General features: G+C 70.7%; 23 protein-coding genes and 1 pseudogene. 9 read left to right on the top strand and 15 right to left on the bottom strand.

What is annotated here, in order from left to right:
• Nucleotides 1-8 precede the first annotated feature (8 nt).
• Entirely contained in the window at nt 9-488 is a 480-nt protein-coding gene (locus tag VA596_RS15670; protein WP_323327602.1) for a hemerythrin domain-containing protein, read from the bottom strand.
• A gap of 225 nt (nt 489-713) precedes the next feature.
• Between VA596_RS15670 and VA596_RS15665 the strand changes: the two genes are divergently transcribed.
• The gene (locus VA596_RS15665) at nt 714-1,085 is read left to right on the top strand and encodes an STAS domain-containing protein (RefSeq protein ID WP_323327599.1); all 372 of its coding nucleotides are present in this window, start codon (nt 714-716) and stop codon (nt 1,083-1,085) included.
• Here VA596_RS15665 and VA596_RS15660 read toward each other — a convergent pair.
• The gene (locus VA596_RS15660) at nt 1,076-1,267 is read right to left on the bottom strand and encodes a DUF2795 domain-containing protein (protein WP_323327597.1); all 192 of its coding nucleotides are present in this window, start codon (nt 1,265-1,267) and stop codon (nt 1,076-1,078) included. The two genes, VA596_RS15665 and VA596_RS15660, sit on opposite strands and share 10 nt — an antisense overlap.
• Nucleotides 1,268-1,392: 125 nt before the next feature.
• On the opposite strand from VA596_RS15660, the gene VA596_RS15655 reads away from it, so the two are divergent.
• On the top strand, nt 1,393-1,992 hold the full coding sequence (locus VA596_RS15655) for a flavodoxin family protein (RefSeq protein ID WP_323327595.1): 600 nt from the start codon (nt 1,393-1,395) through the stop codon (nt 1,990-1,992).
• Between the two features lie 23 nt (nt 1,993-2,015).
• Nucleotides 2,016-3,143 (top strand): glutathione-independent formaldehyde dehydrogenase, encoded by a 1,128-nt coding sequence (locus VA596_RS15650; RefSeq protein ID WP_323327593.1) that lies wholly within the window; start codon nt 2,016-2,018, stop codon nt 3,141-3,143.
• Here VA596_RS15650 and VA596_RS15645 read toward each other — a convergent pair whose 3' ends face one another.
• The 3 genes from VA596_RS15645 to VA596_RS15635 form a co-directional block, all read right to left on the bottom strand.
• Nucleotides 3,144-3,428, bottom strand: coding sequence for a hypothetical protein (locus VA596_RS15645; RefSeq protein WP_323327591.1), 285 nt, complete (start codon nt 3,426-3,428; stop codon nt 3,144-3,146). It lies immediately after the preceding gene.
• A 38-nt stretch (nt 3,429-3,466) separates the two neighbouring features.
• The gene (locus VA596_RS15640; RefSeq protein WP_323327590.1) at nt 3,467-3,934 is read right to left on the bottom strand and encodes a DUF4383 domain-containing protein; all 468 of its coding nucleotides are present in this window, start codon (nt 3,932-3,934) and stop codon (nt 3,467-3,469) included.
• An 82-nt stretch (nt 3,935-4,016) separates the two neighbouring features.
• Nucleotides 4,017-5,030, bottom strand: coding sequence for a DNA topoisomerase IB (locus tag VA596_RS15635; RefSeq protein ID WP_323327588.1), 1,014 nt, complete (start codon nt 5,028-5,030; stop codon nt 4,017-4,019).
• 124 nt (nt 5,031-5,154) lie between these two features.
• Between VA596_RS15635 and VA596_RS15630 the strand changes: the two genes are divergently transcribed.
• Complete coding sequence (locus tag VA596_RS15630) at nt 5,155-6,651, top strand: FAD-dependent oxidoreductase (protein ID WP_323327586.1); 1,497 nt, start codon at nt 5,155-5,157, stop codon at nt 6,649-6,651.
• A gap of 10 nt (nt 6,652-6,661) precedes the next feature.
• Here the strand turns inward: VA596_RS15630 and VA596_RS15625 are convergent.
• From VA596_RS15625 to VA596_RS15615, 3 genes and pseudogenes are all read right to left on the bottom strand, one after another.
• Nucleotides 6,662-7,027: pseudogene (locus VA596_RS15625) on the bottom strand (ZIP family zinc transporter); the annotation flags it as partial.
• 85 nt (nt 7,028-7,112) lie between these two features.
• Nucleotides 7,113-7,190 carry a hypothetical protein gene (locus tag VA596_RS15620; RefSeq protein ID WP_323327768.1) on the bottom strand — a complete coding sequence of 26 codons (78 nt, stop codon included), beginning with the start codon at nt 7,188-7,190 and terminating at the stop codon, nt 7,113-7,115.
• Entirely contained in the window at nt 7,184-7,771 is a 588-nt protein-coding gene (locus VA596_RS15615; protein WP_410171882.1) for an MSMEG_6728 family protein, read from the bottom strand. Before VA596_RS15615 ends, VA596_RS15620 begins: the two co-directional genes overlap by 7 nt.
• 91 nt (nt 7,772-7,862) lie before the next feature.
• Between VA596_RS15615 and VA596_RS15610 the strand changes: the two genes are divergently transcribed.
• Nucleotides 7,863-8,699 carry an alpha/beta fold hydrolase gene (locus VA596_RS15610; protein WP_323327584.1) on the top strand — a complete coding sequence of 279 codons (837 nt, stop codon included), beginning with the start codon at nt 7,863-7,865 and terminating at the stop codon, nt 8,697-8,699.
• A gap of 59 nt (nt 8,700-8,758) precedes the next feature.
• On the opposite strand, the gene VA596_RS15605 is transcribed toward VA596_RS15610, so the two are convergent.
• Nucleotides 8,759-10,552: a thiamine pyrophosphate-requiring protein gene (locus tag VA596_RS15605; RefSeq protein ID WP_323327582.1), complete on the bottom strand. Its 1,794-nt coding sequence runs from the start codon at nt 10,550-10,552 to the stop codon at nt 8,759-8,761.
• Between the two features lie 103 nt (nt 10,553-10,655).
• Between VA596_RS15605 and VA596_RS15600 the strand changes: the two genes are divergently transcribed.
• Nucleotides 10,656-11,618 carry a hypothetical protein gene (locus VA596_RS15600; protein WP_323327580.1) on the top strand — a complete coding sequence of 321 codons (963 nt, stop codon included), beginning with the start codon at nt 10,656-10,658 and terminating at the stop codon, nt 11,616-11,618.
• Between the two features lie 164 nt (nt 11,619-11,782).
• A complete protein-coding gene (locus VA596_RS15595; protein WP_323327766.1) occupies nt 11,783-12,568 on the top strand; it encodes a SigB/SigF/SigG family RNA polymerase sigma factor in 786 nt (261 codons plus the stop codon).
• On the opposite strand, the gene VA596_RS15590 is transcribed toward VA596_RS15595, so the two are convergent.
• Nucleotides 12,569-12,967: an ATP-binding protein gene (locus tag VA596_RS15590; RefSeq protein WP_323327578.1), complete on the bottom strand. Its 399-nt coding sequence runs from the start codon at nt 12,965-12,967 to the stop codon at nt 12,569-12,571.
• A gap of 221 nt (nt 12,968-13,188) precedes the next feature.
• Between VA596_RS15590 and VA596_RS15585 the strand changes: the two genes are divergently transcribed.
• On the top strand, nt 13,189-15,012 hold the full coding sequence (locus VA596_RS15585; RefSeq protein ID WP_323327576.1) for a GAF domain-containing SpoIIE family protein phosphatase: 1,824 nt from the start codon (nt 13,189-13,191) through the stop codon (nt 15,010-15,012).
• 394 nt (nt 15,013-15,406) lie between these two features.
• Here the strand turns inward: VA596_RS15585 and VA596_RS15580 are convergent, their stop codons facing one another.
• Both VA596_RS15580 and VA596_RS15575 read right to left on the bottom strand, forming a co-directional pair.
• Nucleotides 15,407-16,450: an NAD(P)/FAD-dependent oxidoreductase gene (locus tag VA596_RS15580; RefSeq protein WP_323327575.1), complete on the bottom strand. Its 1,044-nt coding sequence runs from the start codon at nt 16,448-16,450 to the stop codon at nt 15,407-15,409.
• Nucleotides 16,440-19,781 carry a LodA/GoxA family CTQ-dependent oxidase gene (locus VA596_RS15575; RefSeq protein ID WP_323327573.1) on the bottom strand — a complete coding sequence of 1,114 codons (3,342 nt, stop codon included), beginning with the start codon at nt 19,779-19,781 and terminating at the stop codon, nt 16,440-16,442. The genes VA596_RS15580 and VA596_RS15575 overlap by 11 nt, the downstream gene beginning before the upstream one ends.
• 177 nt (nt 19,782-19,958) lie before the next feature.
• Here VA596_RS15575 and VA596_RS15570 point away from each other — a divergent pair, with 177 nt between their 5' ends.
• Nucleotides 19,959-20,432: a hypothetical protein gene (locus VA596_RS15570; RefSeq protein ID WP_323327571.1), complete on the top strand. Its 474-nt coding sequence runs from the start codon at nt 19,959-19,961 to the stop codon at nt 20,430-20,432.
• A 46-nt stretch (nt 20,433-20,478) separates the two neighbouring features.
• Here the strand turns inward: VA596_RS15570 and VA596_RS15565 are convergent, their stop codons facing one another.
• The 3 genes from VA596_RS15565 to VA596_RS15555 form a co-directional block, all read right to left on the bottom strand.
• Nucleotides 20,479-20,706, bottom strand: coding sequence for a response regulator transcription factor (locus tag VA596_RS15565; RefSeq protein WP_410171881.1), 228 nt, complete (start codon nt 20,704-20,706; stop codon nt 20,479-20,481).
• A 496-nt stretch (nt 20,707-21,202) separates the two neighbouring features.
• Nucleotides 21,203-21,547 (bottom strand): hypothetical protein, encoded by a 345-nt coding sequence (locus VA596_RS15560; RefSeq protein ID WP_323327569.1) that lies wholly within the window; start codon nt 21,545-21,547, stop codon nt 21,203-21,205.
• Between the two features lie 383 nt (nt 21,548-21,930).
• Nucleotides 21,931-23,670 carry a caspase family protein gene (locus VA596_RS15555; RefSeq protein ID WP_323327566.1) on the bottom strand — a complete coding sequence of 580 codons (1,740 nt, stop codon included), beginning with the start codon at nt 23,668-23,670 and terminating at the stop codon, nt 21,931-21,933.
• Nucleotides 23,671-23,720: the final 50 nt, after the last annotated feature.

Here is a 23,720-nt window from a genome sequence, read left to right as displayed (position 1 = left end):
GCCGGGGTTCACGCGTGCGCGCTGGCGATCTTCAGCGGGTCGTCCGGGGCTTCCGGGCGCGCGTCGAGCATGCGCTGCCCGACCTCCTGCAGGCGCTTGCGGCCGAGCGCCTTGCGCACCTCGGGGAACCACTCTTCCTCTTCTTCTTCGACGTGGTGGCGCACGTTTTCGGTGAGCACGGTGACCTTCGCGTCGAAGGTCTCGTCCTGCGGGTCCAGATCGCGCAGTTCCGCCATCAGCCACACCATCACGTGGTGCTCCTCGACGCTTTCCAGCACGTGATCGCGCGTCTCCGGGACCGCCTCCCGGGCCACCGGGTAGAAGATCTCCTCTTCGATGTAGGTGTGGGCCGTCAGCTCCCGGATGATCGCGTCGACGATGGTCCTTTTCTCGGGTAAATCCTCTTCACCGGTCTTTTCGAACTGCTTGAACAGCTTTTCGACGGTCCGGTGGTCGTTCTTCAGCAGCACGATCGCGTCGGTGGACACGGCAGCCTCCTCGGGGTTTCGGCGGGGATACCCGGCCGCGTCCGCCCCAACCGGCCGTCCGCCGACGCCGTGACACGTGATCGGCTACGGTGGAGGGAGCGGTCGAGCCAACGGCCGGCACGTGGACAACCCCCGCGCTCGGGGCATCAGTTGTCGCGCGGCCCCCACTCGCCGCGGTCTCCCTTCAGCGTTGTACCCAGGTGTGGCCGTCGAAAGCAGGCCACCATGACCACCGACGCACCGCCGTCACGCACCATTCCCCTGCCGGCCGGGCTCCGGCTGACCACGCACCGGCCCGAACGCGGCACGGCCGTGGTCGCCGCCGTCGGCGACGTCGACGCCCACACCGCCCCGCGGCTGCGCGAACTGCTCGAGAACCGCGCGTCCAGCGCGCTGGATCACCTGGTGATCGACCTTTCCGAGGTGGACTTCATGACCTCGGCCGGCCTGGCGGCCGTCGAACACGGCTACCTCCGGGCCACCGGCCGCGGGATCGCCTGCACCGTGCGCGTCGGACCGGGAAGCCGCCTGCTCCGGGTGGCCCGGCTGTTCCCGCTGCGCTTCCTCGACGCCGTGGCCGACCACCCTCACGGATGAGGGTCGACGTCGCTCCCCAGCAGCCGGTGCACCGCCTCCGCGTCGGCGTAGTGCTGCTCGGGGAGCTTGCCGAGGTGGCCCAGGACGTCTTCACCGGCGCCTTGGGCGGTCGCGCTGCGCAGCAGTTCACCCCGTTCGCACGGGTATCGGACTTCGGACAGGTACCGGCGGACATCGGGCACGGGGTATCGCCTTTCTCTCGGGTCGGCCTTCGCGTACCCGGTTCACGTCCGGGTACGCCCCCGTTTAGGCGTCATTTCCGCGGGCACCCGGTGCCTTCGCGGAAATCACGGCAACGGAGGAATTCATGCGCGTCCTGGCTCTCGTCTGCACCCTGAAACCGTCGCCGGCGAAGTCGAGCAGCGACCTGATCGCCGCCCAGCTGCTCGAACTCTTCGCCGAACAGGATGTCACCGGCGAAACCGTGCGCGTCGTCGACCACAACGTCCGCCCCGGCGTCGAGGCCGACATGGGCGACGGCGACGAATGGCCCGACATCCGCCGCAAGATCGCCGACGCCGACATCCTCCTGGTCGCCACCCCGACCTGGGTCGGGCACATGTCCAGCGTCGCCCAGCGCGTGCTGGAACGCCTCGACGCCGCACTGTCCGAAACGGACAACGAGGGACGTCCGGCGATGTTCGGCAAGGTCGCGGTCGCCGCGGCCGTCGGCAACGAAGACGGCGCCCACAAGATCATCGCCGACCTCTTCCAGGCCCTCAACGACACCGGCTTCAGCATCCCGGCCCAGGGCGGCACCTACTGGAACGGCGAAGCCATGCAGGGCGGCGACTACAACGACCTGAACGAAACCCCCAAAGCCGTCGCCTCGACGAACGCGACGCTCGTGCGCAACGCCGTCCACCTCGCACGCCTGCTCGACACCGCGCAGTACCCGGCCAGCTGACCCCTCAAAGAAAGAAGCACTCGATGAAGGCACTTGTTTACCAGGGACCGTACGACGTCACCGTCAAGGACGTCGCGGACGCGCGGATCGAGGACCCCAAGGACGCCGTCGTCCGGATCACCACGACCAACATCTGCGGCTCGGACCTGCACATGTACGAAGGCCGCACCGACGTCGAAGAGGGCAAGGTCCTCGGCCACGAGAACATGGGCGTCGTCGAGTCGGTCGGGGACGCCGTCGAGCGGATCAAGGTCGGCGACCGCGTCTCACTGCCGTTCAACATCGCGTGCGGCACCTGCGCCAACTGCTTCAAGGGCCTGACCGGCTTCTGCCTGCGCGCCAACCCCGGCAGCGCCGGCGCCGCCTACGGTTACGCCAGCATGGGCCCCTACAACGGCGGCCAAGCCGAGTACCTCCGCGTCCCGTGGGCCGACTTCAACGCGCTCGTGCTGCCCGAAGGCACCGAGCACGAACTCGACTACACGATGCTCTCGGACATCTTCCCGACCGGCTGGCACGGCGTCGAACTCGCCAAGATGCAGCCTGGCGAGACCATCGTCGTCTACGGCGCCGGGCCCGTCGGCCTGATGGCCGCGCACGCCGCGAAGATCAAGGGCGCGTCCCGCGTCTTCGTCGTCGACCAGCAGCCCGACCGGCTCAAACTCGCCGAGCAGATCGGCGCGATCCCCATCGACCGCTCCGCCGGCGACGCCGTCGAGCAGCTCACCGACCTCACCGGCGGCGGCGCCGACCGCGGCGTCGACGCCGTCGGCTACCAGGCCCACGGCGCCGACGGCGTCGAGCAGCCGGAGATCGTGCTCAACGAGCTGGTCGCCGCGGTGAAACCGACCGGCGGCATCGGCGTCGTCGGCGTCTACGTGCCGCAGGACCCCAACGCCGAAGGCGAGCTGGCCAAGCAGGGCAAGCTCGCGTTCGACTACGGCACGTTCTTCTTCAAGGGCCAGTCCATGGGCACCGGCCAGTGCAACACCAAGCAGTACAACGCCCAGCTGCGCGACCTGATCACCGAAGGCGTCGCCACCCCGGGGTTCCTGGTGTCGCACGAGCTGAACCTCGACCAGGCCGCCGAAGGCTACGACCACTTCGACAAGCGCGAAGACGGCTGGACGAAGGTCGTCCTGCACCCCTGATCACCGCACGGTGAACTCACCGTCGTCCACCAGCGCCAGGGCACGGCCGGCCACGACGTCGGCCGTGGCCTGGTCGGCGAAGACCCGGGCGCCGGTGGCGTCGTCGACGTACACGGTGTCCGTGTCGGTCGCGGTGGCCGCGACCGACACCGTCACGTCCGGGCGGTCCGCGGTGGCGGAGGCGAGCGCCTGCACCCGCAGGCCGCCTTCCGGGGCCACGCCCGCCGCGGCCACGAGATCCACGATTTCACGGGCGGCGTCGGGTTCCATCGTCAGATTCGGCATCCCGCCCGGCTACCCGTTCCGGGCGGGACTACTCCGGCCTACTGTCCTTGCATCTCCGGCTCCGGGTACCGGCCCCGGCTCCGGTCGAGGGCCGTGGTCCCGATTCCGGCGGCGACCATCGCGATGCCGAGGCCGAGGTGCAGCCAGTCGTCGGCGTCGTCCATCGGGACGAAGTTGGCCGGGCTGTCGTGGTTCATCGCCAGGCCGAAGACGAACAGCAGGACGTAGAGCCCGCCGCCGGCCATCAGGAACAGCCGGGACGCGCCGTTCGACCGGGCCACCGCCACCCCGGCCACCCCGAACGCCAGGTGGATCAGGTTGTGCAGCACGGACACGGTGAACAGGCCGAACAGGCGGGCACCCGAGTGCGGTCCGGCGACCCGCAGATCCGCGTAGCCCGCGGTGATCCCCGGGACGAACCCCAGCACGCCGACGAGCAGGAACGCCAAACCGAACAGCAGCGCGGCGGTCCGCGCCGCGCTTCGTCGTGATCGGACTTCCGTCATGACACCTCCGTACCGGTCGAGGAGGTCGGCGGCTTCCCGCGTCGATCGCGGATAAACGCGCGCTCCCGCCGGTGACACGGCGTCAGCTCCGGGCGAGCAACCGCGCGCACGCCTTTTCCAGCACCGCCCGGGCGTCGTCGCCGTCGAGCCTCGCCGCCCGTTTCAGCGCGGGCGCGATCGTGCGCTCCCCGCGGTAGGCCGCCACCAGCCGCGGGTCCACATAGGACGACCGGCAGACCGCCGGGGTGTTGCCGAGGGCGGCCGAAACCTCCTTCATCACGCGGCTTTCCGCACGCTTGCGGACGCTTTCGGACGTCGGCGGGTTCGCGGCCGCGAAGGCCGTGGCCGCGAGGACCGTCGCGTTCCAGGTGCGCAGGTCCTTCGCCGTGCAGTCCTGGCCGGCGAGCTCCTTGAACCGTTCGTTGATGTCGGCGGCGTGCACCTCGTGCCAGCTGCCCCCTTCCCGGTAGACCAGCAGCCGGTCGCTGTCCGTCCGGGCCCGCAGCAACGATTTCAGCACCTTCGCCAGCTCGGCGTCGCGGATCGACACCTCACGGTCGAGACCGCCCTTGGCGACGTAGCAGAACCGGCATTCGTCCCCGCGGACCGCGACGTGGTCACGCAGCAGCGTTGCGACACCGTGCGTGCCGTTCTCCTCCGCGTACTCCTCGCCCCCGGTGCGGAAGATCCCCCGGTCGAGCATCCGCAGCGTCGCGCCCAGCACCCGCGGCCGCGTCAGCCCGCGCCCGTTCAGATCGGCTTCGACCGCGGCCCGCCACTGCGGGAGCCGGCGAGCCATCGCCAGCACCCGATCGTGTTTCTCCTCGTCGCGGTCCCGGCGCCACTGCTCGTGGTAGAGGTACTGACGGCGACCCGCGTCGTCCGTCCCGACGGCCTGGATGTGCCCGTTCGGGTGCGGGCTGATCCAGACCTTCCGCCAAGCCGGCGGGATGACCAGAGCTTTGATCCGGGCCAGCGTCGCCGGATCGGCCAGCGGCTCGCCGTCACCGGTGGCGTACGAGAAACCCCGGCCGCGGCGGGTCCGCCGGAGACCGGGGGTGCGCAGGTCGCTGCGCCGGAGTCTGATGTGTCCCACCGCCGCGTCATACCCCTTCCGCATCAGGAAAAACCCTCCTGACGTGACACCGGATCGCCGTTTCGACGCCGGATCAGCGGGTAGCCACGCCGGGTTCCCGCCGGCCGACGAAAGGTGCACCGCGATGACCACGACCACCGCGGACCAGTCCCTGTGGCTGCACACCGTGCCGGACGCCCCCGCACACCCGCCGCTGTCCGGTGCGCACCGCGCCGACGTCGTCGTGATCGGTGCGGGCATCGCCGGTCTCACCACCGCGCTGCTGCTCGCCCGCGACGGGGCCGACGTCGTCGTCCTCGAAGCCGGTCGTATCGGCGCCGGGGTGAGCGGCAACAACACCGCGAAGGTCAGCGCGCTGCAGTCCACGATGTACTCCACGCTGGAGCGCACCCACGACGCCGAGGTGGCGGCGGGCTACGCGGCGGCGGCCACCGCCGGCGTCGACCTGGTGGCCCTGCTGGCCGAGGAGATCGACTGCGACCTGCAGCGCGCGCCCGCGGCGACCTTCGCCTACTCCGAAGCCGAGGCCGACACCGTCCGCGCCGAGGCCGACGCCGCCGTGCGGGCGGGACTGCCGGCGGAGTGGACCGACCGGCTCGACCTGCCGTTCCCGACGTTCGGCGCGGCCCGCCTGGCGGAGCAGATCGTGCTGCACCCCGCGAAGTACGTCCGCGGCCTGGCCGCGGCGTTCGTCACCGCGGGTGGGCGCGTCTTCGAGCACAGCCGGGTGGGCGACGTGTCCCTCACCGCCCCGTACGACGTCGGCACTTCGACCGGAACCGTGACCGCGGCGCAGGTCGTGGTGGCCACCCACTACCCGATCCTCGACCGGGGGCTGTTCTTCGCGCGCCTCGAGGCCCAGCGGTCCTACTGCGTCGCCGCCCGGCTCGCTTCCGGTGCTCCCCCACGGGACCTGGCCATCAGCGCGGGGAGTCCGGCCTGGTCGTTCAGCCGCCACGGCGACCTGCTGATCGTCGGCGGGCAGAGCCATCCGGCCGGTCAGCGCGACGTCGGCTTCGACCGCTACCGCACGCTGGCCGACTTCGCGCAGCGGCACTTCGACGTCGCCGAGATCACCCACCGGTGGTCGGCGCAGGACGTCGTGGCCTACGACGAGCTGCCGATGGTGGGTCCCTACCTGCCCGGGCAGCCGAGCCTCCAGCTGGCCACCGGCTTCGCCAAGTGGGGGCTGGCTATGGGCACCGTGGCCGGGCAGGTCCTGGCCGACCGCATCTCCGGCGCGGGCAGTGCGTACGCCGGCCTGTTCGGCCCGCACCGGGTCAGCCTGTCGAGCACACCGACGCTGCTGCAGCAGAACGCCAAGGTCGCGACGGACCTGATCGGCGACCGGCTGGTGCCGGCCGAGGCGGCGGACACCGACGACGTCCCGGTGGACACCGCCCGCACGCTCCCCGACGGCGTCGGCAGGAAGGGCGTGTACCGCGACCGGGAGGGCGTGGTCCACGCGGTCTCGCTGCGCTGCACCCACCTGGGCTGCCTGCTGCGGTTCAACGGTGCCGAACGCAGCTGGGACTGCTCGTGCCACGGCTCCCGCTTCGACGTCGACGGCGCGGTGCTGGAGGGGCCCGCGACCCGGCCCCTCCCCCGCCGCGACCCCTGACGCGAAGGTTTCAGCCGCCGGCGTGCTCGACCACGAACGCGGTGAGGAACCCCAGCGTGGCGATCAGGCCGGTGTACAGCTCCGTGCGTTCGAACGCCTCGGGAATCATCGTGTCGGCGATCATCGCGAGGATCGCCCCCGCGGCGACCGCGGTGATCACGGCGATCGTGGCCGACGAAGCCGTCCGCAGCGCCAGGTTCCCCAGCAGCGCGGCGAGCCCGCTCACCTGCGCGATGCCGGACCACACACCGAAGACGTAGCGCGCGCTCCGCCCGGCCGCCTTCATCCCCGCCGCGCTGGACAGCCCCTCCGGCACGTTCGAGATGAAGACCGCGGCCGCGGCGCCCACCCCGCCACCGCCGATCAGCGAGACGCCACAGGCCCGCCTCGCCCCATTCCGGCACCTCACCACACCCTTCCCCTCGATCAAGGCCGAGATCCTGTTCCGTGGCCGCCGGGCCTCATCCGCCGATCTCCGAGCTGACGCCACTCGGGCCGTCGTAGGTCCGGTCGGGCCGCGCACGCACCACCTTCAGCACGTCCTCACCGGCGTTGTTCCGCTCGGCCGCGCGCACGAGATCGGCCCGCCCCGGCCGGGTAGTCGACGCCGGCGAGGTACTTCTGCAGTTCGATCGGGTTGACCTGGCACATGGGAGTCCTTCCGTTCGGGAACCGACCGGCTGCCCGCGAATGCGGCGGACACACCCGCGTGGCACGGCCCTTTCAGCGGTCCGTAGTGCGCCGGGTCCTTGCGCACCAACGCGGACCGGTGGCTGCGACGTACCGCGTCGTCCCCCAGCCACGGCGGGAGTTCGCCGGCCGCCGCCAGCCCGGCCTGCGTCCGGGCCTCGCCGTGCGCGTACTCCTCGACGAGCTTCACCGCGCAGGTGTCGGCCGCGCCGGTGGCGCACCAGGCCGCGCACACGTCGAGACCGTAGCGGGTGAGCGCTTCGGGATAGCCGGTCCACATCTTCGCGGCCGGGTGGTGCCGCCAGCCGTAGCCCGGCACCACCAGCGCGCGCAGCACCTGCAACGCCTCGACCCGCTGCTTGCCCAGCCGCCGCCGGTCGAGCACGCGCGCACTGCCGGCGAAGTCGGGTACGGGAAGAAAGGTCTGCATTCCGGCGCGGGTACCCCGGACCGCGCGCGGCAACCCGGAGAGTCCGCCCCACCGCGCGGTTAGCCGGCTTCGGCGAGGGTAGCCCCGGCGGATGACCGAGATCACCGCCCACCACGGGCTTTTCCGCGACACCACCCTGCACGTCGACGACACCGGCGGCCCCGGCCGTCCGGTCGTGCTGATCCACGGCTGGCCACTGTCGGGCGAATCCTGGAAATACCAGGTACCCGCCCTCGCCGAGGTCGGCTACCGCGTCATCACCTACGATCGGCGCGGTTTCGGGCGCAGCGACAAACCGCTGCTCAAGTACAGCTACGACACCCTGGCCGAAGACCTGCACGTCCTGTTGACCGAACTGGACCTGCGCGACGTCACCCTCGTCGGCTTCTCCATGGGCGGCGGCGAAGTCGCCCGCTACTTCGGCACCTACGGACCCGAACGGCTGCGCAGCATCGTCTTCGCCTCCTCGGTGACGCCCTACTTGATGTACTCGGGCGACAACCCCGACGGGCCGCTGGCCAAGAAGCAGGCCGCCGACATGGGCGCATCGCTCACCAAGGACAAGGACGCCTTCTACGACGAGTTCGTCACGGAGTTCTTTTCCGCCGACGGCGAGCTGAAGGTCACCGGCACGCAGTGGCGCGAAGCCCGTGAACTCTGCGACCAGGCGGACAAAAAAGCCGCCTTGACCTGCCTGACACTGTTCGGTACCACGGATTTCCGGGACGACCTCGCCAAGATCACCGTGCCCACCCTCGTGCTGCACGGCGACACCGACGCCACCGTGCCCTTCGCCGGCTCCGGCGCCCGCACCCACGCCGCGATCCCCGGCAGCACGCTGCACCTGGTCACCGGTGGACCGCACGGGGTCAACGTCAGCCACGCCGACGAATGGAACCGGGCGCTGCTGGACTTCCTCGCCCGCTGACCGGTCACCGAGCCGGTGTGTCCTCGGCTCGGCCGGGACGGTCCCGGCCGAGCCGAGGCTCAGTTCTTCTTGCCCGGCAAGAACTCCTGAAGCTTCGTCTTGATCCCCTGGGTCACGAGGTGCATCGCGTCCGGGTCCCCTTTCAGGACGGCTTCGGTCGCCGACTTCATCTGCTCGAACGTCGCGTGCGGCGGGATCGGCGGCACCTCCGGATCACAGCGGACGTCGAGCAACGCGGGTTTCCCCGCGGTGAGCGCGGTGTCCCACGCCGTCGCCAGCCGGCCGGGCTCGTCGACGGTGATCGCGGTGAACCCGAGGGAACGCGCGAAGCCGGCGTAGTCGACCTCCGGCAGGCTCTGGGACGCCTCGAACTTCGGCGCCCCGCCCATCGCGCGCAGCTCCCAGGTCACCTGGTTCAGGTCGTTGTTGTGGAAGACGCAGACGACGCAGGTCGGGTCGCTCCACAGGCTCTGGTAATGCGCGATCGTGATCAGCTCGGCGAGGCCGTTCATCTGCATGGCACCGTCGCCGACCAGAGCGATCACCGGCCGGTCCGGGCAGGCGAACTTGGCGCCGAGCGCGTACGGCACGGCAGGACCCATCGTCGCCAGCGTGCCCGACAGCGACGCGCGGATGTCGCCGCGGATGCGGAGGTTGCGGGCGTACCAGTTCGTCGAGGAGCCCGAATCCGCCGTGACGATGGCGTTGTCCGGGATCCGCTTCGACAGCTCGGAGACCACGGCCATCGGGTTCACCGGCTTCGCTTCGACGGCGGCTTCGCGCTCGACGGTCTCCCACCACGAGACGACGTTCTTCTCGACGGTCTCGCGCCACGACCGGTCCGGCCGGTTCGTCAGCTTGGGCAGCAGCGCGCGCAGGGTGGCCGCGCTGTCGCCGACGAGGGTGACCTCGGCCGGGTAGCGCATGCCGATGAGCCGGCCGTCCAGGTCGATCTGGACCGCGCGGGCCTGCCCGAAGTCCGGCAGGAACTGCGCGTAGGGGAAATTCGACCCCACGATGAGCAGCGTGTCGCAGTCGCGCATCAGCTCGTAGCTCGGCCGGGTGCCGAGCAGCCCGATCGAGCCGGTGACGTAGGGCAGGTCGTCGGGCAGGACGTCCTTACCCAGCAACGCTTTCGCGACGCCGGCCCCGGTCACCTCGGCCACCTGCCTGACCTCTTCGGCCGCGCCGCGCGCGCCCTGACCCACCAGGATGGCGACCTTCGTACCGGCGTTGAGCACTTCGGCGGCGGCGTCGAGATCGGGCCCGGCCGGGACCGGCCGCGGCCAGGACGTGCCCGGCGGGCTGGACGGGACGTGCTTGAACGCGTGCTGCGGCGGCGAGTACGGCTCCTCCTGCAGATCGGCGGGGATGATCAGCGCGGTCGGGCAGCGGGCCGACAACGCCGTCCGGATCGCCCGGTCGAGGGCGTTCGGCAGCTGCTCGGCGACGTTGACCTCGACGAGGTATTCGCTCGCGACATCCTTGTAGAGCGACTGCAGGTCGACTTCCTGCTGGTAACTACCGCCCATCGCGCTGCGCGCGGTCTGCCCGACGATCGCGACGACCGGGACGTGGTCGAGCTTGGCGTCGTAGAGGCCGTTGAGGAGGTGGATCGCCCCGGGCCCCGAGGTGGCCAGGCAGACGCCGGGTTTACCACTGAACTTCGCGTAGCCGACGGCGGCGAAGGCGGCCATCTCCTCGTGCCGCGTCTGCACGAACCGGGGCTGGTTGCCCGCTTTGCCGAAGGAGGCGACGATCCCGTTGATGCCGTCACCCGGATAGGCGAAAACCTGCTCGACACCCCACTCACGCAGCCGCTGGAGCAGGTGGTCGCCGACCGTCTGAGCCATGAGTTCTCCCTGTTCATCGCGGATTCGCAACCCCGGTTACCCGGGAAGGGGCCGATCACACGGAAACGGTTGAACCGGCGTCTGCCGGGTAATCGCGGCCACCATGAGCATGCTGATCAAGGGACTTGCCCGGGGTGTCACCGCGGGCGCGGCCGGCACCACGGCGCTGAACGCGGCCAGCGGTCTCGACGCCTTCGTCCGCGCCCGGCCGGCCAGCGACGCGCCGCAGCGGCTGGTGGCGGAGCTCGCCGGCGACGCCGACGTGTCCGTGCCGGGAAACCGCAAGCAGCGACGCCGGCGGGTCGAGGCGCTGGGCCCGCTGTCCGGCACCGCGACCGGGCTGGCCCTCGGCGCGCTCGCCGGCGGCCTCCGGGCAGCCGGGCTGCGCCTGCCCACCGTCGTGGGCGGACCGCTGCTGGCCGTCGTGGCGATGCTGGCGACGGACGGCCCTCTCGCTCTGACCGGCGTGTCCGACCCCCGGGAGTGGACCGGGGCGGACTGGGCCGCCGACGTGCTGCCGCACCTGGCCTACGGCGTCACCACCCACCGCACGCTCGTCGCGCTGACCCCCGGCGAAGAGCGGCCCGCACGGCTCACGACGCTGGCGCGGGCGGCCGCGCTCGGTGCCGCGAGCGGCGCCCGCAGCTCGGCCGGCGTCACGGCCCTGGCCCTGACCTCCTGTCGCGACGATCCGGGCGCGGTCGCGAAGCGGCTGGGCTCATCGGCCGGGAAGGTGGCGAGCGGCGTGCTGGCCCTCGGCGAGGCGGTGGCGGACAAGCACCCGGCCACCCCGGAACGCACGGCGCCCCAGGGCACGGCCCCCCGGGTACTGCTGGGCGCCACCGCGGCGGGCGGCGTCGCCGTCCGCGAAGGCGACGACCCCGACCTGCCCGCCCTGATCGGCGCCCTCGCCGCGATCGGCGCGACGCTCGCGGGACTGCGCCTGCGCACCGCCGCGCACCACCGGTTCGGCACCGACCTGCCGGGCGCGCTGGCCGAAGACGTCGTCGCGGCGGTACTCGGCTGGCTCGGCGCTCGCCGATCCCGCTCCACGCCGGGAGAATGAGCCGGCTCGGGCACGATCACGACGCCGACGCGGCCGACGTCCCCGCAGGGCTGCCGATCGAGGGGTTGCCTGGGGATCCGTCGTGGGTACCTCCGCCGCGACGATAAGGAGATCGCATGCCGGCGAGCAGCGTGACGACCCCCGTTCCCCGCCTTTCGACGCCCATCACGGCCGATCGCCGCAGTGGGCGGAAGAGTGACGGCTATGCGCACTGCCGGCCGCTGTTCGACGAACTGGCCGCGCTTCCCGCCGGCCACCCGGACCGCCGGCGGTTGCGCGAACTGCTGATCCTCGAACACCTGCCCCTCGCCGAGAACATCGCGACGCGCTTCAACGGCCGCGGGCAGCCGCGCGACGACCTGGTGCAGGTCGCGCGGATGGGCTTGGTGAAGGCCGTCGACCGGTTCGACCCGGCCCAGGGCGCGGACTTCCTGTCCTTCGCGGTCCCGACCGTGATGGGGGAGATCCGGCGGTTCTTCCGCGACACGGGATGGGCGATGCGGGTCCCTCGCGCCCTGAAAGAGCTGCGTGGCCGGCTCAACCAGGGCACCACGGACCTGGCGCAGCTGCTCGGCCGCGCCCCGACTCCCACCGAACTCGCCGGTCACCTCGGCATCGACGTCGAAACCGTCCGCGACGGCCTCCACGCCGCGAACTGCTACGAGACGTCGTCGCTGGACCGGCCGGCAGGCGACGCCGGTGGCGCGACCGTGGCCGATTCGGTCGGCGAAGTCGACGCGCGCATCGAACTCGTCGAGGACCACCAGACCATCGCACCGTTGTTGCAGGGGCTGCCGTCGCGGGAGCGGGCGATCGTCATGATGCGGTTCTTCGACGAGATGAGCCAGTCGCAGATCGCCGCCCGCGTCGGCGTTTCGCAGATGCAGGTCTCCCGCATACTCTCGAAGGTCCTGAGCGACCTGCGCGCGCAGCTCGGCGGCCCGGCGTAGTCAGCCGGCGGCGATCTCGGCCCAGACCGTCTTGTACTCACTGCCGTGGGTGACGACGCCCCACCGGTGGCTCAGCGCGTCGACCAGGAGAAGCCCCCGGCCCCGCACCTCTCCCGGTGACGACTTCCCGGGGTGCGGGGCGAGGTCCGGACGTTCGTCGTCGACCTCCATGCGGTACGAGGACGCCGAGTCCCGGAAGATGAGCCGCATCGCCCGGACGCCTTGGGCGTGGTCCAGCGCGTTCGTCACGAGCTCCGTGGCCAGGAGCACCGCGTCGTCGGCGACGTCGGGCGAGACGCCGTCCAGTACGGACCGCATCCAGTGCCGCATAGCCGCGAGGTCGGACGGCCCGCCGACGTCGAAACGGAACTCGTGAGTGCTGCGACTGGGAGCGTTCATGAAGTCCTTCGGCCGACGATTCCGGCGCTCGAGCCGATCTGCGTAAGCTTACCCGGGCAAGCCGCTGACCACACGTGGACCGAGTCACTCGTCAACCAAGGTGTCCAGGCAAGCGGGCCAGCGCCTCGCGAGCATCGTCGTCGGCGTGATGCGACCGGGATCGTCCGTTATTCTGCCGACAACACGATCACCAGCCGGCGTGGACGACAAGGGGTGCCCGAGTGCCCGAGGACCAGCGGCCACGGGGCGACGAGGAGATCCGGCTGGCGGCGTTGCGGGACACCGGCCTGTCGGCGGTGCCCGACCCGGGCATGGAGCGGTTCGCCCGGCTGACGGCCGGCGTGCTCGGCGTCCCGCTCGCGCTGGTGTCGCTGGTGGAGTCCGACCGGCAGGTGCTCCCCGGGCTGGCCGGTCCGTGGGCCGGCACCCGCAGCGCACCCCTGACGCACGCGCTGAGCCGGCACGTCGTCCTCTCCAGGGAACCCCTGATCCTCACCGACACCCGCGACGACGAACGCCGGCGCGCTGATACCGCCGCCGGTGTTGCCTCGTATGCCGGAATGCCGCTGACCGACACCGACGGCCACGTCCTGGGCTCCCTGGACGCCATCGACACCCGGCCCCGCGCCTGGACCGGCACCGAACTGTCGTACCTGGCCGACCTGGCCGCGGCGTGCAGCGCCGAGCTCCGGCTGCGGATCGTGTCCCGGCGTTCCAGCCAGGCCCATCAGCGCGCCGATCAGCTGGCCGCGCAGGCCCGTACCGCGCTCAGCCGCTCCGAGCTGCTGCTGCGCGCCGCCGAAGACCTGGGCGGCACCTCGGGCCTGGCCGAGGTGCGCCGGCAGGTCCGGGACCTGGTCACCAGCGACCTCAAACCCAGCTACGTCGGACTCGTCCTGGTCGAAGGCCGGCGGCTGCGCCGGTTGGTGGACGTCGACCACGAAGCCGCGGCCGCCATGGAAAACACCTACGAGCACTACGGCGTGGACGACGACTGGCCCACCGCCCGCGCCGCCCGCGACAACACCACCATCGTCATCCAGGGCGCCGGTGACCTCGTCGCCGGCGGGTACACCGACGACGCGGTGGCCGCCTGGCACGACCTCGGCCTGCACACCGCGATCTGCGTTCCGCTGCCCGGCACCCACATCCCGCTCGGCACCCTGGTGATCGGCTGGGACACCGACCACGACCTCGGCGTCGTCGAGCGTGCCGTGGTCACCGCGCTGGCCGGCTACGCCGCCCGCGCGGTGGAACGGGCTCAGTTCCTCGAAGACCGGATCAGCGCCGCTCACCGGCTGCAGCAAGCCATGCTCACCGAACTGCCGGAGATCACCGGCCTCGACACCGCCGCGCTGTACCGCCCCGCGGCCGAACAGGACCTCGTCGGCGGCGACTGGTACGACGCCTACCTGCTGCCCGGCGCCGGCGACGGCGGCGAGGACTCCGCGGCCCCGGCCACGGTCGCGATCAGCATCGGCGACATCACCGGCCACAACCTCGAGGCCGCCACGCTGATGGGACAGTGGCGCAGCATGCTGCGCCAGGCCGACCTCGACCACCCCGGCGCCGGACCGGCCCGGGTCGTCTCCGCGCTCGAACACGCGAATCGCGCCCTCGGCATCAACGCCTCCGGCACGCTGATCCACGCTCACCTGCGCCCGGCCGAGGAGGGGAGCTGGCAGCTGACCTGGACCACGGCCGGGCATCCGCTGCCCTTGCTGTGCCAACCGGACGGCACGGTCGAGGAGCTCGAAGCCGGCGACGTCATGCTCTTTCCCCGCACCGCCTTTCAGGACCGGACCGAGCAACGCATCATCCTGCGGCCGGGAGCGCTGCTGCTGTGCTACACCGACGGGCTGGTCGACCAGCGCGGTCGCGACGTCAATGCCGGAATCACCCGCACCGGAGAGCTGCTCTCCGCCTTCCGCCGGCGGCCGCTGCCGGCCGTGCTGGACACCATCGCCGACAAGGTCGGCGGCTCGAACCCCGAAGACGACATAGCACTGCTGGTCATCCGGGTCCCTGCGGCGCCTTCGTTGTAGTTTCGTAAACCTGTCACCGGATCGGCCAAACCGAAGGTGGCCGGTCACCGAATCACCAGTGAACCCGATACGCCTGATCCGCCGCCCAGACCCCAGCGGCCCCTACGGGAACGCTGGAGTTCGCCATGAACAGCCCACAGAAACCACGCGGATGCAGGACGGCCGGCGCGCGCCCATCGGTGCAGCCGTCCGGTTGGGCGGATCGATGGGCCGTCGGCCTGCTTGCGCCGACGGCTCCCCGCCGTACCCGGGAACAGCGTCGCCAAGACGCGTTCGGCCGTCGTCCCGGCAGGTCCTGGTGGCGACCGATCGCCACGCTTTTCGTCAGCCGTCAGCGAATTCCCGTGCGCGCCGGACCGTCCACAGGGGACATTGCGATGACCGCCGATGTCGATCAGCTCGCACGGTCGTGCCAGAAAGCCTCCGTTCCAAACCGGGATTCCCAGCCGTAGACCCGGCGGCGCACCGCGCGGTACTCGGCCGTCGCGGATTCCACGAAGACGCGGTACCTCGCCGCGGCGCCGTCCAGCAGCACGGCAGGCACCTGGCTGCCCGTCTCGAACGCGAACGCCGCGCCGCCAGAAGACAGCGGATCGACCGCCAGCGCGGCGTCACCGACCGCGATCCAGCCCGGACCGGCGGCCGGCGTCAGGTACCGGCTGGCCGCGCTGACCACACGCAACCCGCCGAGCGGCGCGCCGGTGACCAGCGCCGCGGTGTGCTCGGTCCCGCGCAGCGCCGCCGACCAGCCGGAATCGGTGGTCAGCCGGCTCGCCGCGACGCGCCGCGAGTCGGCGAAGCGGGCCACCAGGCGACGGCCCGCGGGCAACGGCGAGACGTACCACCAGCCGTCGGCGACCGCCTCGAGGAACGTGTCGCTCGGTGGCGTGCCGTCCGGCAGGCCGAACACCCGCGCGACGCAGACCAGCCGGTCGAGGCTCTCCCGGTGAGCACCGAGGGCCCGCGCGATCCGGGCCGACCGGCCGGTCGCGTCGACGACCGCGCCCGCCCGCACCGGCTCGCCGGCGTCCACCACGAACCCGTCCGGCACCCGGCGCACGCCGTGGACCGCGGTTCCGGTGCGGACCTCGGCGCCGGCGTCCGCCGCGGCCTCGGCCAGCATCCGGTCGAACCGGGCGCGGTCGGTGTGCCAGCCGTGCCCGTGCGGGCTGAACACGAAGGACCGCTCGGCCACCTCGGTCCCGCCCCACGCGCTGGCCGTCTGGTACGACGGAACCGGCTCCAGCGCGGCGAACCGGTCCCACAGCCCCAGGGCGCGCAGCAGCGGGTTCACCGCCGGCGGGAGGGTCTCCCCCATCCGCAGTTCGCCGAAGCGCGACCGCTCGAACAGCGTCACCCTGGCGCCGCGGCGGGCGAGTTCGAGCGCGGCGACGGCGCCGGCCGGACCACCGCCGACGACCGCGACGTCACTGGTCATCGCCGACCGTCCGCCGCAGTTCGGCCACGAGCCGGCGCACCTCGTCCGGAGTTCCGGCGCCGCGGTCCGGCACGGCGCCCTGGCGAAGAAACTCCACGCACTTCAGGAAATCCTTCGGGTCGAGCCCGTATTCGCGCCACCGCTCCATCAGCCGGTCGTTGCCGGACAGGGTGAGCAGGACGCACCGCAGCAGCGCGCACCACCGCCGGTCGTGCTCGGCCAGCGCGCCCCCGACGTCGCCGGGCCCGCCGGGCGGCGGGGTGTCGCCGCCGCGCCAGACACCGGCCCAGAGCGTGCGCTCCCGGGTGTAGGTGTTCCCGCGGCCGGTTCGTCCCGCGGCACGAACCCGGATCTCGTGATCGCCGATCGTGGTCGCCACGAAGGATCCGGTGAACTCGTCGTCGCCGGGAACCAGCTGCAGCGTGCTGCGGCCGCCGCCGGGACGGGTGACCTCCGCCCAGACGGTGGCGTCCGCGGTCACCGGGATGCCGGAGTCGGCGAGCGCGGCCACCACGGTGACCGTGGCACCCGGCTCGTGACTGCTCTGCCGGACCGACGCGGTGAACGACACGTCCGACCAGGCGTGCACGAGCACCGAATAGCGCTGGGGCGGAACCCGGCCCTGCTCGTGGTCGTCCGGTCCGCGCCGCCGGTCGTAGACCAGCACGGCGTTCCAGCTGCCTTCGTGGCTCGGCCGCCCCGGATCGACCAGCAGGGGCATCGGCACGCGGTAGTAGGAAACCTGGTCGGTCACGACGAACGAGCCACCCAGCGAACGCGCGAGCACCGGGTCGATCAGCCGGCCGTACGGGGTCTCCAGCAGGAACGTCAGGCCCCGGCGATCTTCCGCGGTCAGGACGACGTCCACCAGGTTGTCCGCGTCGCACACGGAGAACTGCACCCGCACCGCCTGGCGGTAGCCGACGTACCCGGCCGGGTCCAGCACGACCTCGGCGTTGCTCACCCCAGCGAGGATCTGCAGGAAGAACTTCTTGAGCAGGAACTGGTTGTCCCCACCGAGCGCCGACCCGGTGAGCCGCAGGTAGCCGCCGTGGTTGCCGGAAATCGTCTCCAAGGCCGCGGCGCTGGTGTTCGCGGACGTGCCGAGCCCGATCGAGTAGGTGGTCTCGTCGATGGCCGCGGCGACGTCGGAGATCCAGCGCGACCGGTTCTCGACGCCGTCGGTGAGCACCACGAGCGAACGAACCTGCGTGCCGGCCGCCGACAGCGTGCCCCGGCCGGTGAAGATCCCGTCGCCGATGGAGGTGTTGCCGCCGGGGTCGAGACCGGGGCCGTAAAGAGCGGTGCGCAGGTCGCTGCGGGTGGTGTCGAACGGGTCGTCCACGGCACCGAGCGTGGTCAGTCCCTTGACCACGACGGCGTTGTCGTCGAACGCGGTGAGCGACAGGGAATCGCCGGGCAGCATCACGTCCAGGAACGTGCTCGCCGCCTCACGCAGGCTTTGGGCCTTGCTCCCGAGCCCGTCGCCGCGGTCCTCGCCCATACTGCCGGACTTGTCCAGCACGAGAGCGGCGGCCACGGTCTTGCGCGGCACCGAGTTGGCGGTGATCGGGATGGTCCAGGTCTGGCCGGTCTCGGCGCAGGAGGCGGTCAGGCTGTCGGTGACGCTGTGCGCGGTGTTCGGTGCGGCGTAGACGATCCACAGCCGCACGGTGGTGATCGCGCCGCCGGTGGGCGGCACGCTGACCGGCGTCGGGGTGTAGCGGGACAGGCTCGGGTCGGCGGGCCCGGCGGTGAAGGTCAGGGTCACCGCCGTGGCCGACTGGACTTCGAACACGACCGCGCGGGCGGCCTTGCGGGTGGTGCCGTTGGGGCCCTGAGGCACGTCGCGGAAAACGAGCGACGGCGTGACGAGGTTGACGGTGGTGTCGGCGCTGTCGCACCGGTCGGTCTCCACCAGCGTCGCACCCTGGCGGGTCACGAAGCCCATTTTGGCCCACTTGCCGGCCACGAAGTCCGCGGTGCCGGCGACCGAGCGGGCCCAGTCCTTGCTGCCCTGCCCGGCGACGTCGACCTGGTTGGGTCGCGGCACCGGCCACCAGTAGGTGCTGCACGCGTAGAAGTCCGTCTGCCACGGCACGGCCATCTGCGCGGTGATGTCCCCGGCGGCCACCTTGGCGTGGTCCAGCCGGAACGACGGGACGCCGTCGGTGGTCACCACCGGCAGGTACTTCGAGGTGTCGGCGAGGACGATGCCGCCTTCGATGCCGGGGAAGAACGCTCCGCCGACGCAGTTCTCCAGCGCCGCCTTGTCGAGACCGCCCGGGGTGACGACCGCGTCCGGTGGCGGGCTCTGCCCCCAGGCCGGGTTCCAGTCGGCGGTCACCGTGCCGGCCGCCCACTTCTGGACCAGCGCGATCTGGGAGCCGGTCAGGTTCTGGTCCCAGCTCCCGTTGTTGGACATCGAGTACAACCGGGGCATGTGGGCGGGCCCGGGTGGCGTGGTGAGCCGGTCGGCCACCCACTGCGCGCCGGCCACCGGGTGGCTGAACCCGTGGTGGCCCTTGGCGTCCGAATTCACGGCGGCCGTGTCGACGGCCGACTGCAGCACCGGGAAGATGTCGTCGGTGTAGGACGGCGACGGCGGCAGGCTCAAATGTCCGGCCTGGACGTGGGCGTCGTACACCGCGTCCCACAGTCGGATGGTGTTGTCGATCGGCGGCGCGAACTTCGGCGGCCCGACGATCACCCAGGCACCGGCCGCGGTGAACGTCTGGCCACCGATCTCGACCGTCGCCGTGACCGGCCCGTCCGCGGTGTCGTCGTACCAGCCGCTGTTGTCGGCGAAGTGCTGCAACCCGGCGTTCGACGGCGAGCCGGACTTCCCGAACCCGCCCAGGACCAGCAGGTGCCCGTCGTCGTCGGTACGCACCTCTCCCAGCGGCACGGTCACCGCCGCATTCCCGGGCACCTCGAACGTGCCGGTGTCGAACACCTGCCGCTGGTCCGGCCCGGTGAGCGTCCGCGCGCCGGGGTCGATCACCAGCTTCTGCCGCGCGGCGCCGGTCACGGCGCTGTTGCGCGGTCCCGCGACGTCGTAGCTGTCGGCGTCGGCCTTGCGGTTGACCAGCCGCACGGTCCACTCGATGGTCGCGTCGGCCGCGGTCAGCTCGGTCGGCACGCCGTTGTCGTAGCCGAAGATCCGGAACCGGGCCGCCTGCCGCTTGATCCGGCACTGCGGATCCTTGTAACCCCCCGGCGGCGCCGACCGGTCCCACCGGCGCTCCGGGCCGACGAAGAACTCCGTGTCGCTGTTGCCCACCCTGGCGACGCCGATCGCCGGATGGATGCGGACCTCGGTGATCGCCATGCTGACCCCTTCCCTCGGTGTGTGGCTCCCGTGAAGTGAGGTCAGGCCGCGGGCAGATACTTCACGGCCCGACGGGTGTTTCCGGCTGTGGAGGGCCAAAGGGCGTTAGTCACCGACGTGGTGTCCGTGTTTGTCGGCCAACCTGATGAGCACACCGATCACGACTATCCTGAGCACGTGGACCAGTCGGATCACGAGCCGGCGGACGACCGGCAGGCGATGGGTGCCCCTGAGGCGACCGCTGACGAACGCGACCGCATCGCCGACGAACGCGACCGGATCGCCGACGAACGCGATCGCATCGCGGATCGACGGGACGCGGTTGCGGATGAACGTGACCAGATAGCGGATCGACGTGACTCGATCGCCGACCACCGTGAACAGACTGCCGATGAGCGGGACGGACAACTGCTGTCGGTCGCGGAACGGCTCGAACAAGCCAAGAAACTGGGGCTGGCCACCGACGACCGGGTGAGGCGCAGCATCGAGGCGATCTGGTCGGCGCGGGAGTCCCTGAACCGAGCCCAGGCGCGGTTGGACCGGGCCGAAGCGGCGCTGGCCAGGAGCGAGCAGCGGACACAGAGGGAGCAGGCCGAGGTGGACCACGAAGTCGCGCGGACCGAGAGGGACACCGCCCGGCAAGACGGGTGAATTCCGAACCCGGCGGACAGTTGGTGCGTCCGGCGGGAGCTTGTCCTCACGCCGGGTGGATGAGGCGGCTCTCATAGGCGACCACGGCCTGGATCCGTTCGCGGAGCTCAATCCGCCCCAGGTGCGACTTCATGGTCGCCTCCGCGAGGTGCAACGTGGCCGCGATCTCGGAGTTGGACAAGCCGGCACCCACCTGGACGAGCACCTCGTGCTCGCGGGCGCCGAGCCGGCTCAGCCGCTCGTCGCATCCGGCGCTGCCGCCGGTGTTCCGCAAGCACGGGTGAGCGATCGCATGAATCAGCACCAGGAGGTACTCCGCCAGTCGCGTTAACTGCCGTCATGACGACCTCGTCCATGTCGCTGTTCGACGAACTGGCCGCGCACAGATCCGGCGGTCGCCCGGCGACGACAGCTGGAGACAACGCAGAGGAAATAGCCCCTCCGAGGAGCAACCCGAGCCTGCAACCTGCACAGATGTGCATCCAGACTGGTGAACCCGGGTGTCCCACTTCCCTGACACGGAAGAGGTCACTGGTTCAATCCCAGTATCGCGCACCACCTGAAACTGCAGGTCAGAAGTCGACAATCCGGCGACGGCACCCCCGCGCCGGAACGGACCGCCCGATACAACGACGCCAACGCTCCTGCAGGACGTCCGGGATCTGGTTCTCCATCGCCGGAGTGACGCGGGCCATGCCTTTCCTCTTCTGACCCGGCCGCGCCCGACGTGCGACCTCCGGGAGTCCGTCCTCGGTCTGCGACGTGCTGGCCTACAGAACCAGATTCGGAATCCGACCGCCGTCCGGCGTGGACAGAGCGAACGCATCCCGGTGGCTGTCCATCAGTTTCTCGTAGAGCACCGCGATCCCCGGCGGCAGTGCCACGAACCGAGTCCCTGCGGCGGTTTCGTCCGCCCCTTCCTGGGTCGGCTCTTTCCGCGCCTGGTCGGCGGCGGCCATCCGAGTAATGATCATCACTCTTCCGGTCTTTTTGCGGACCTTTCCGCCAACCTCCTTCAACGGCGTCCGGATCTCGACGCGTCGCCGTTCGGAGTCGTATTCGTGCCGCTGCCGCCCAACAAGTTCACCCCATCGGGCGCCGGTAAACACATCCATCCCGACATCCTCGACTCGTAGAGCCGCATCGCGGCACGCGGCGCCTGGGTGGCGTCGCCACCAGCCGCTCGGTGTCACGGCCCCCTGAGAATGGTGGAGAAGAGCACGATGTACGCCGACTCGGTGAACTCACGTCATCGCAGTCCTCTGCTTTCTCGTTGAAACCACCTCAGGCGGCCGACGAATACACGGCAGCACGACATCCGCTCGCGGGCCGGCGATCACGCTTACGATGTAGGCGCCCCAGGATGGAACCCGCTGACGTCAAAGCTGGCAATCCAGCGCTGCAGGTAGTACCTGCCACATCTCCAACTCCGGCAGCCAACTCTTCAGGAGACAAGCGGTGGACAGGTTTCGACCGATGAACCCACCACACAGACGGGTCAGCTCGTCATGACCAAGTTGTCGAAGTTCAGGGTAACAGCGCCGCACGGCTCTTCGGTCGCGACCGAAGAGTCGATCGTGAAGGTGACCCGGTCACTTCCCGCGAGGGGACCGATCGACGACGGCACGGCGACGCTGCTGCCGGCACCCATGCCCACGTGCAGCGTGACGAAAGTCTTGCCGGTCCCGACGAGCACGGTCAGCGGGCCGCACATCTTCGCTTTCTCGTCCACGCTCAATGTGCCTCGCAGGTATGAAGTGGCCGGCAGGGTCCCGTGCGCTCGCAAACCCATGGTCAGCTCCGGGCGAACAGCCGGGGAGCCGAGGGTGACCGGCACGTGCCGAGCCACGGTCGCTCCGGCGCTCTGCCCGTCCGGTGCACCGCCGGCTGCCCAAGCCAGCTCGTAACCGTTCTCGGGGACGACAGGGCCGTCCTCGACCGACAAGTACCAGCTCACAATGATGATCGCGACCAATCCGATGACGGACGCGACCACCAGAGCGACTCGCACCATCCGCTGGGCCCTGCTGTGCGTTCCGAGGTCTTGACGTGACAGCAACGTCGCTTTCCGCGGCCGGTCGAGGTCTCGCTGCAGATCGCGCGATGGATCCGATCGGCGCCGACCAAGGCGCCACCGAGTGCGTTTCGCCGAAGGCGACAACGGACCGGACAATGCTGCCGGCTTTTCGCTGACGTCGGCGTTCGGCGCGCCTTCCACGTCGCCACCGGCCGATTGCCGACCGGTCGGCACACCGGACAAGGCCTTTTCCCTGCTGAGCCGGACCGGCCCCGAGGTGACCGGCTCCGGCGCGGACGGCACGAGATCCCGTGCAAGTTCGTCGTTGCCCAATCTCCGCAGCGTTTCGATGGCAGTCACATCGCCGGCCGCCGCGGTCTCATGCAAGACCTGCCGTGCCTCGAAGCGGATGCTGTCGTACTTGCTGAACAGTGCCGCGCGCAGCTCGGGATCCAGCTCGTGGGGCAGCGACTGTCCCTTCCGGCTGTGCGCCAGGTAGACAGGCCCGCTGCCTCGGTCGTTCCGGGTCGGCGTCTGATGAGGGGTCCGGGACCGAACACGGTCGTAGACGTAGTTGTAGAGTTCGGCCGCTTCTATCCGACCGTCCGAATCCAGGTCCGCGTCGCCGCTGCGCAACCCCGCAACGATGGCTTCGGTGAAGATCGAGGGAACCGACGGTCCGATCGGAGAATGCTCACTTCCCGTCTCGAAGGCGTACTCGAGGTGGTTCGACGCGGTCATCACCAGGCAACCACGGCTGGGTTTCGCCGCCAGCTGGTCCACCACGTCGAAGCGAATCCCCGATTTGGGCACGTGCCCGGCGGGAAAAGCACCGCTGAAACAGCAGTCCAGCCACAACACCACCTGCCGCGCGGCACTCCGCTCCACCTCGTCACGGACGAACTCCGCTGGAAGGCCGGTAGCACTCAACAGATCGAGCCTGGTGTCGCTCGCGGCGAAATGAAGCCTGCCACCAGCGTCTTTGACGCCGTGCCCGGAGATGTGCAGCAACAGCAGATCATGCCTGGTGGCCTCACTGAACAACCGGCCGATGGCCACTCGCAGGTCCTGGGTCGACCGGTTCGCGACAACCCTCACCTCGAACGCACCGATGTCAGGATCCGCCAGCAGGTCGCGCAGTTCGTCGACTTCTCGCAGCGGCCCCCGCAGCGGCTTCAAGCCTGGGTCGGTGTAGTCACTGGTGGCGACGAGCAGGGCCAAGCGCCGTCCGTTGGGCGTCACCCGAGCACCTGCGCGGTCCGTCGCGCATG

The organism is Amycolatopsis heterodermiae (genome assembly GCF_034929455.1).
In the GTDB taxonomy this organism is placed as follows: domain Bacteria; phylum Actinomycetota; class Actinomycetes; order Mycobacteriales; family Pseudonocardiaceae; genus Amycolatopsis; species Amycolatopsis heterodermiae.
Note: the sequence above shows the minus strand (reverse complement) of the source record. Positions and strands in the feature narration are given on the sequence as shown.

Bases quoted from the DNA above. Each gene is read 5' to 3' on its own strand.
- VA596_RS15665 (WP_323327599.1), top strand. From the start codon at position 714: ATGACCACCGACGCACCGCCGTCACGCACCATTCCCCTGCCGGCCGGG.
- VA596_RS15655 (WP_323327595.1), top strand. From the start codon at position 1,393: ATGCGCGTCCTGGCTCTCGTCTGCACCCTGAAACCGTCGCCGGCGAAG.
- VA596_RS15650 (WP_323327593.1), top strand. From the start codon at position 2,016: ATGAAGGCACTTGTTTACCAGGGACCGTACGACGTCACCGTCAAGGAC.
- VA596_RS15645 (WP_323327591.1), bottom strand. From the start codon at position 3,428: ATGCCGAATCTGACGATGGAACCCGACGCCGCCCGTGAAATCGTGGAT.
- VA596_RS15640 (WP_323327590.1), bottom strand. From the start codon at position 3,934: ATGACGGAAGTCCGATCACGACGAAGCGCGGCGCGGACCGCCGCGCTG.
- VA596_RS15630 (WP_323327586.1), top strand. From the start codon at position 5,155: ATGACCACGACCACCGCGGACCAGTCCCTGTGGCTGCACACCGTGCCG.
- VA596_RS15615 (WP_410171882.1), bottom strand. From the start codon at position 7,771: ATGCAGACCTTTCTTCCCGTACCCGACTTCGCCGGCAGTGCGCGCGTG.
- VA596_RS15610 (WP_323327584.1), top strand. From the start codon at position 7,863: ATGACCGAGATCACCGCCCACCACGGGCTTTTCCGCGACACCACCCTG.
- VA596_RS15605 (WP_323327582.1), bottom strand. From the start codon at position 10,552: ATGGCTCAGACGGTCGGCGACCACCTGCTCCAGCGGCTGCGTGAGTGG.
- VA596_RS15600 (WP_323327580.1), top strand. From the start codon at position 10,656: ATGAGCATGCTGATCAAGGGACTTGCCCGGGGTGTCACCGCGGGCGCG.
- VA596_RS15590 (WP_323327578.1), bottom strand. From the start codon at position 12,967: ATGAACGCTCCCAGTCGCAGCACTCACGAGTTCCGTTTCGACGTCGGC.
- VA596_RS15580 (WP_323327575.1), bottom strand. From the start codon at position 16,450: ATGACCAGTGACGTCGCGGTCGTCGGCGGTGGTCCGGCCGGCGCCGTC.
- VA596_RS15575 (WP_323327573.1), bottom strand. From the start codon at position 19,781: ATGGCGATCACCGAGGTCCGCATCCATCCGGCGATCGGCGTCGCCAGG.
- VA596_RS15560 (WP_323327569.1), bottom strand. From the start codon at position 21,547: ATGGATGTGTTTACCGGCGCCCGATGGGGTGAACTTGTTGGGCGGCAG.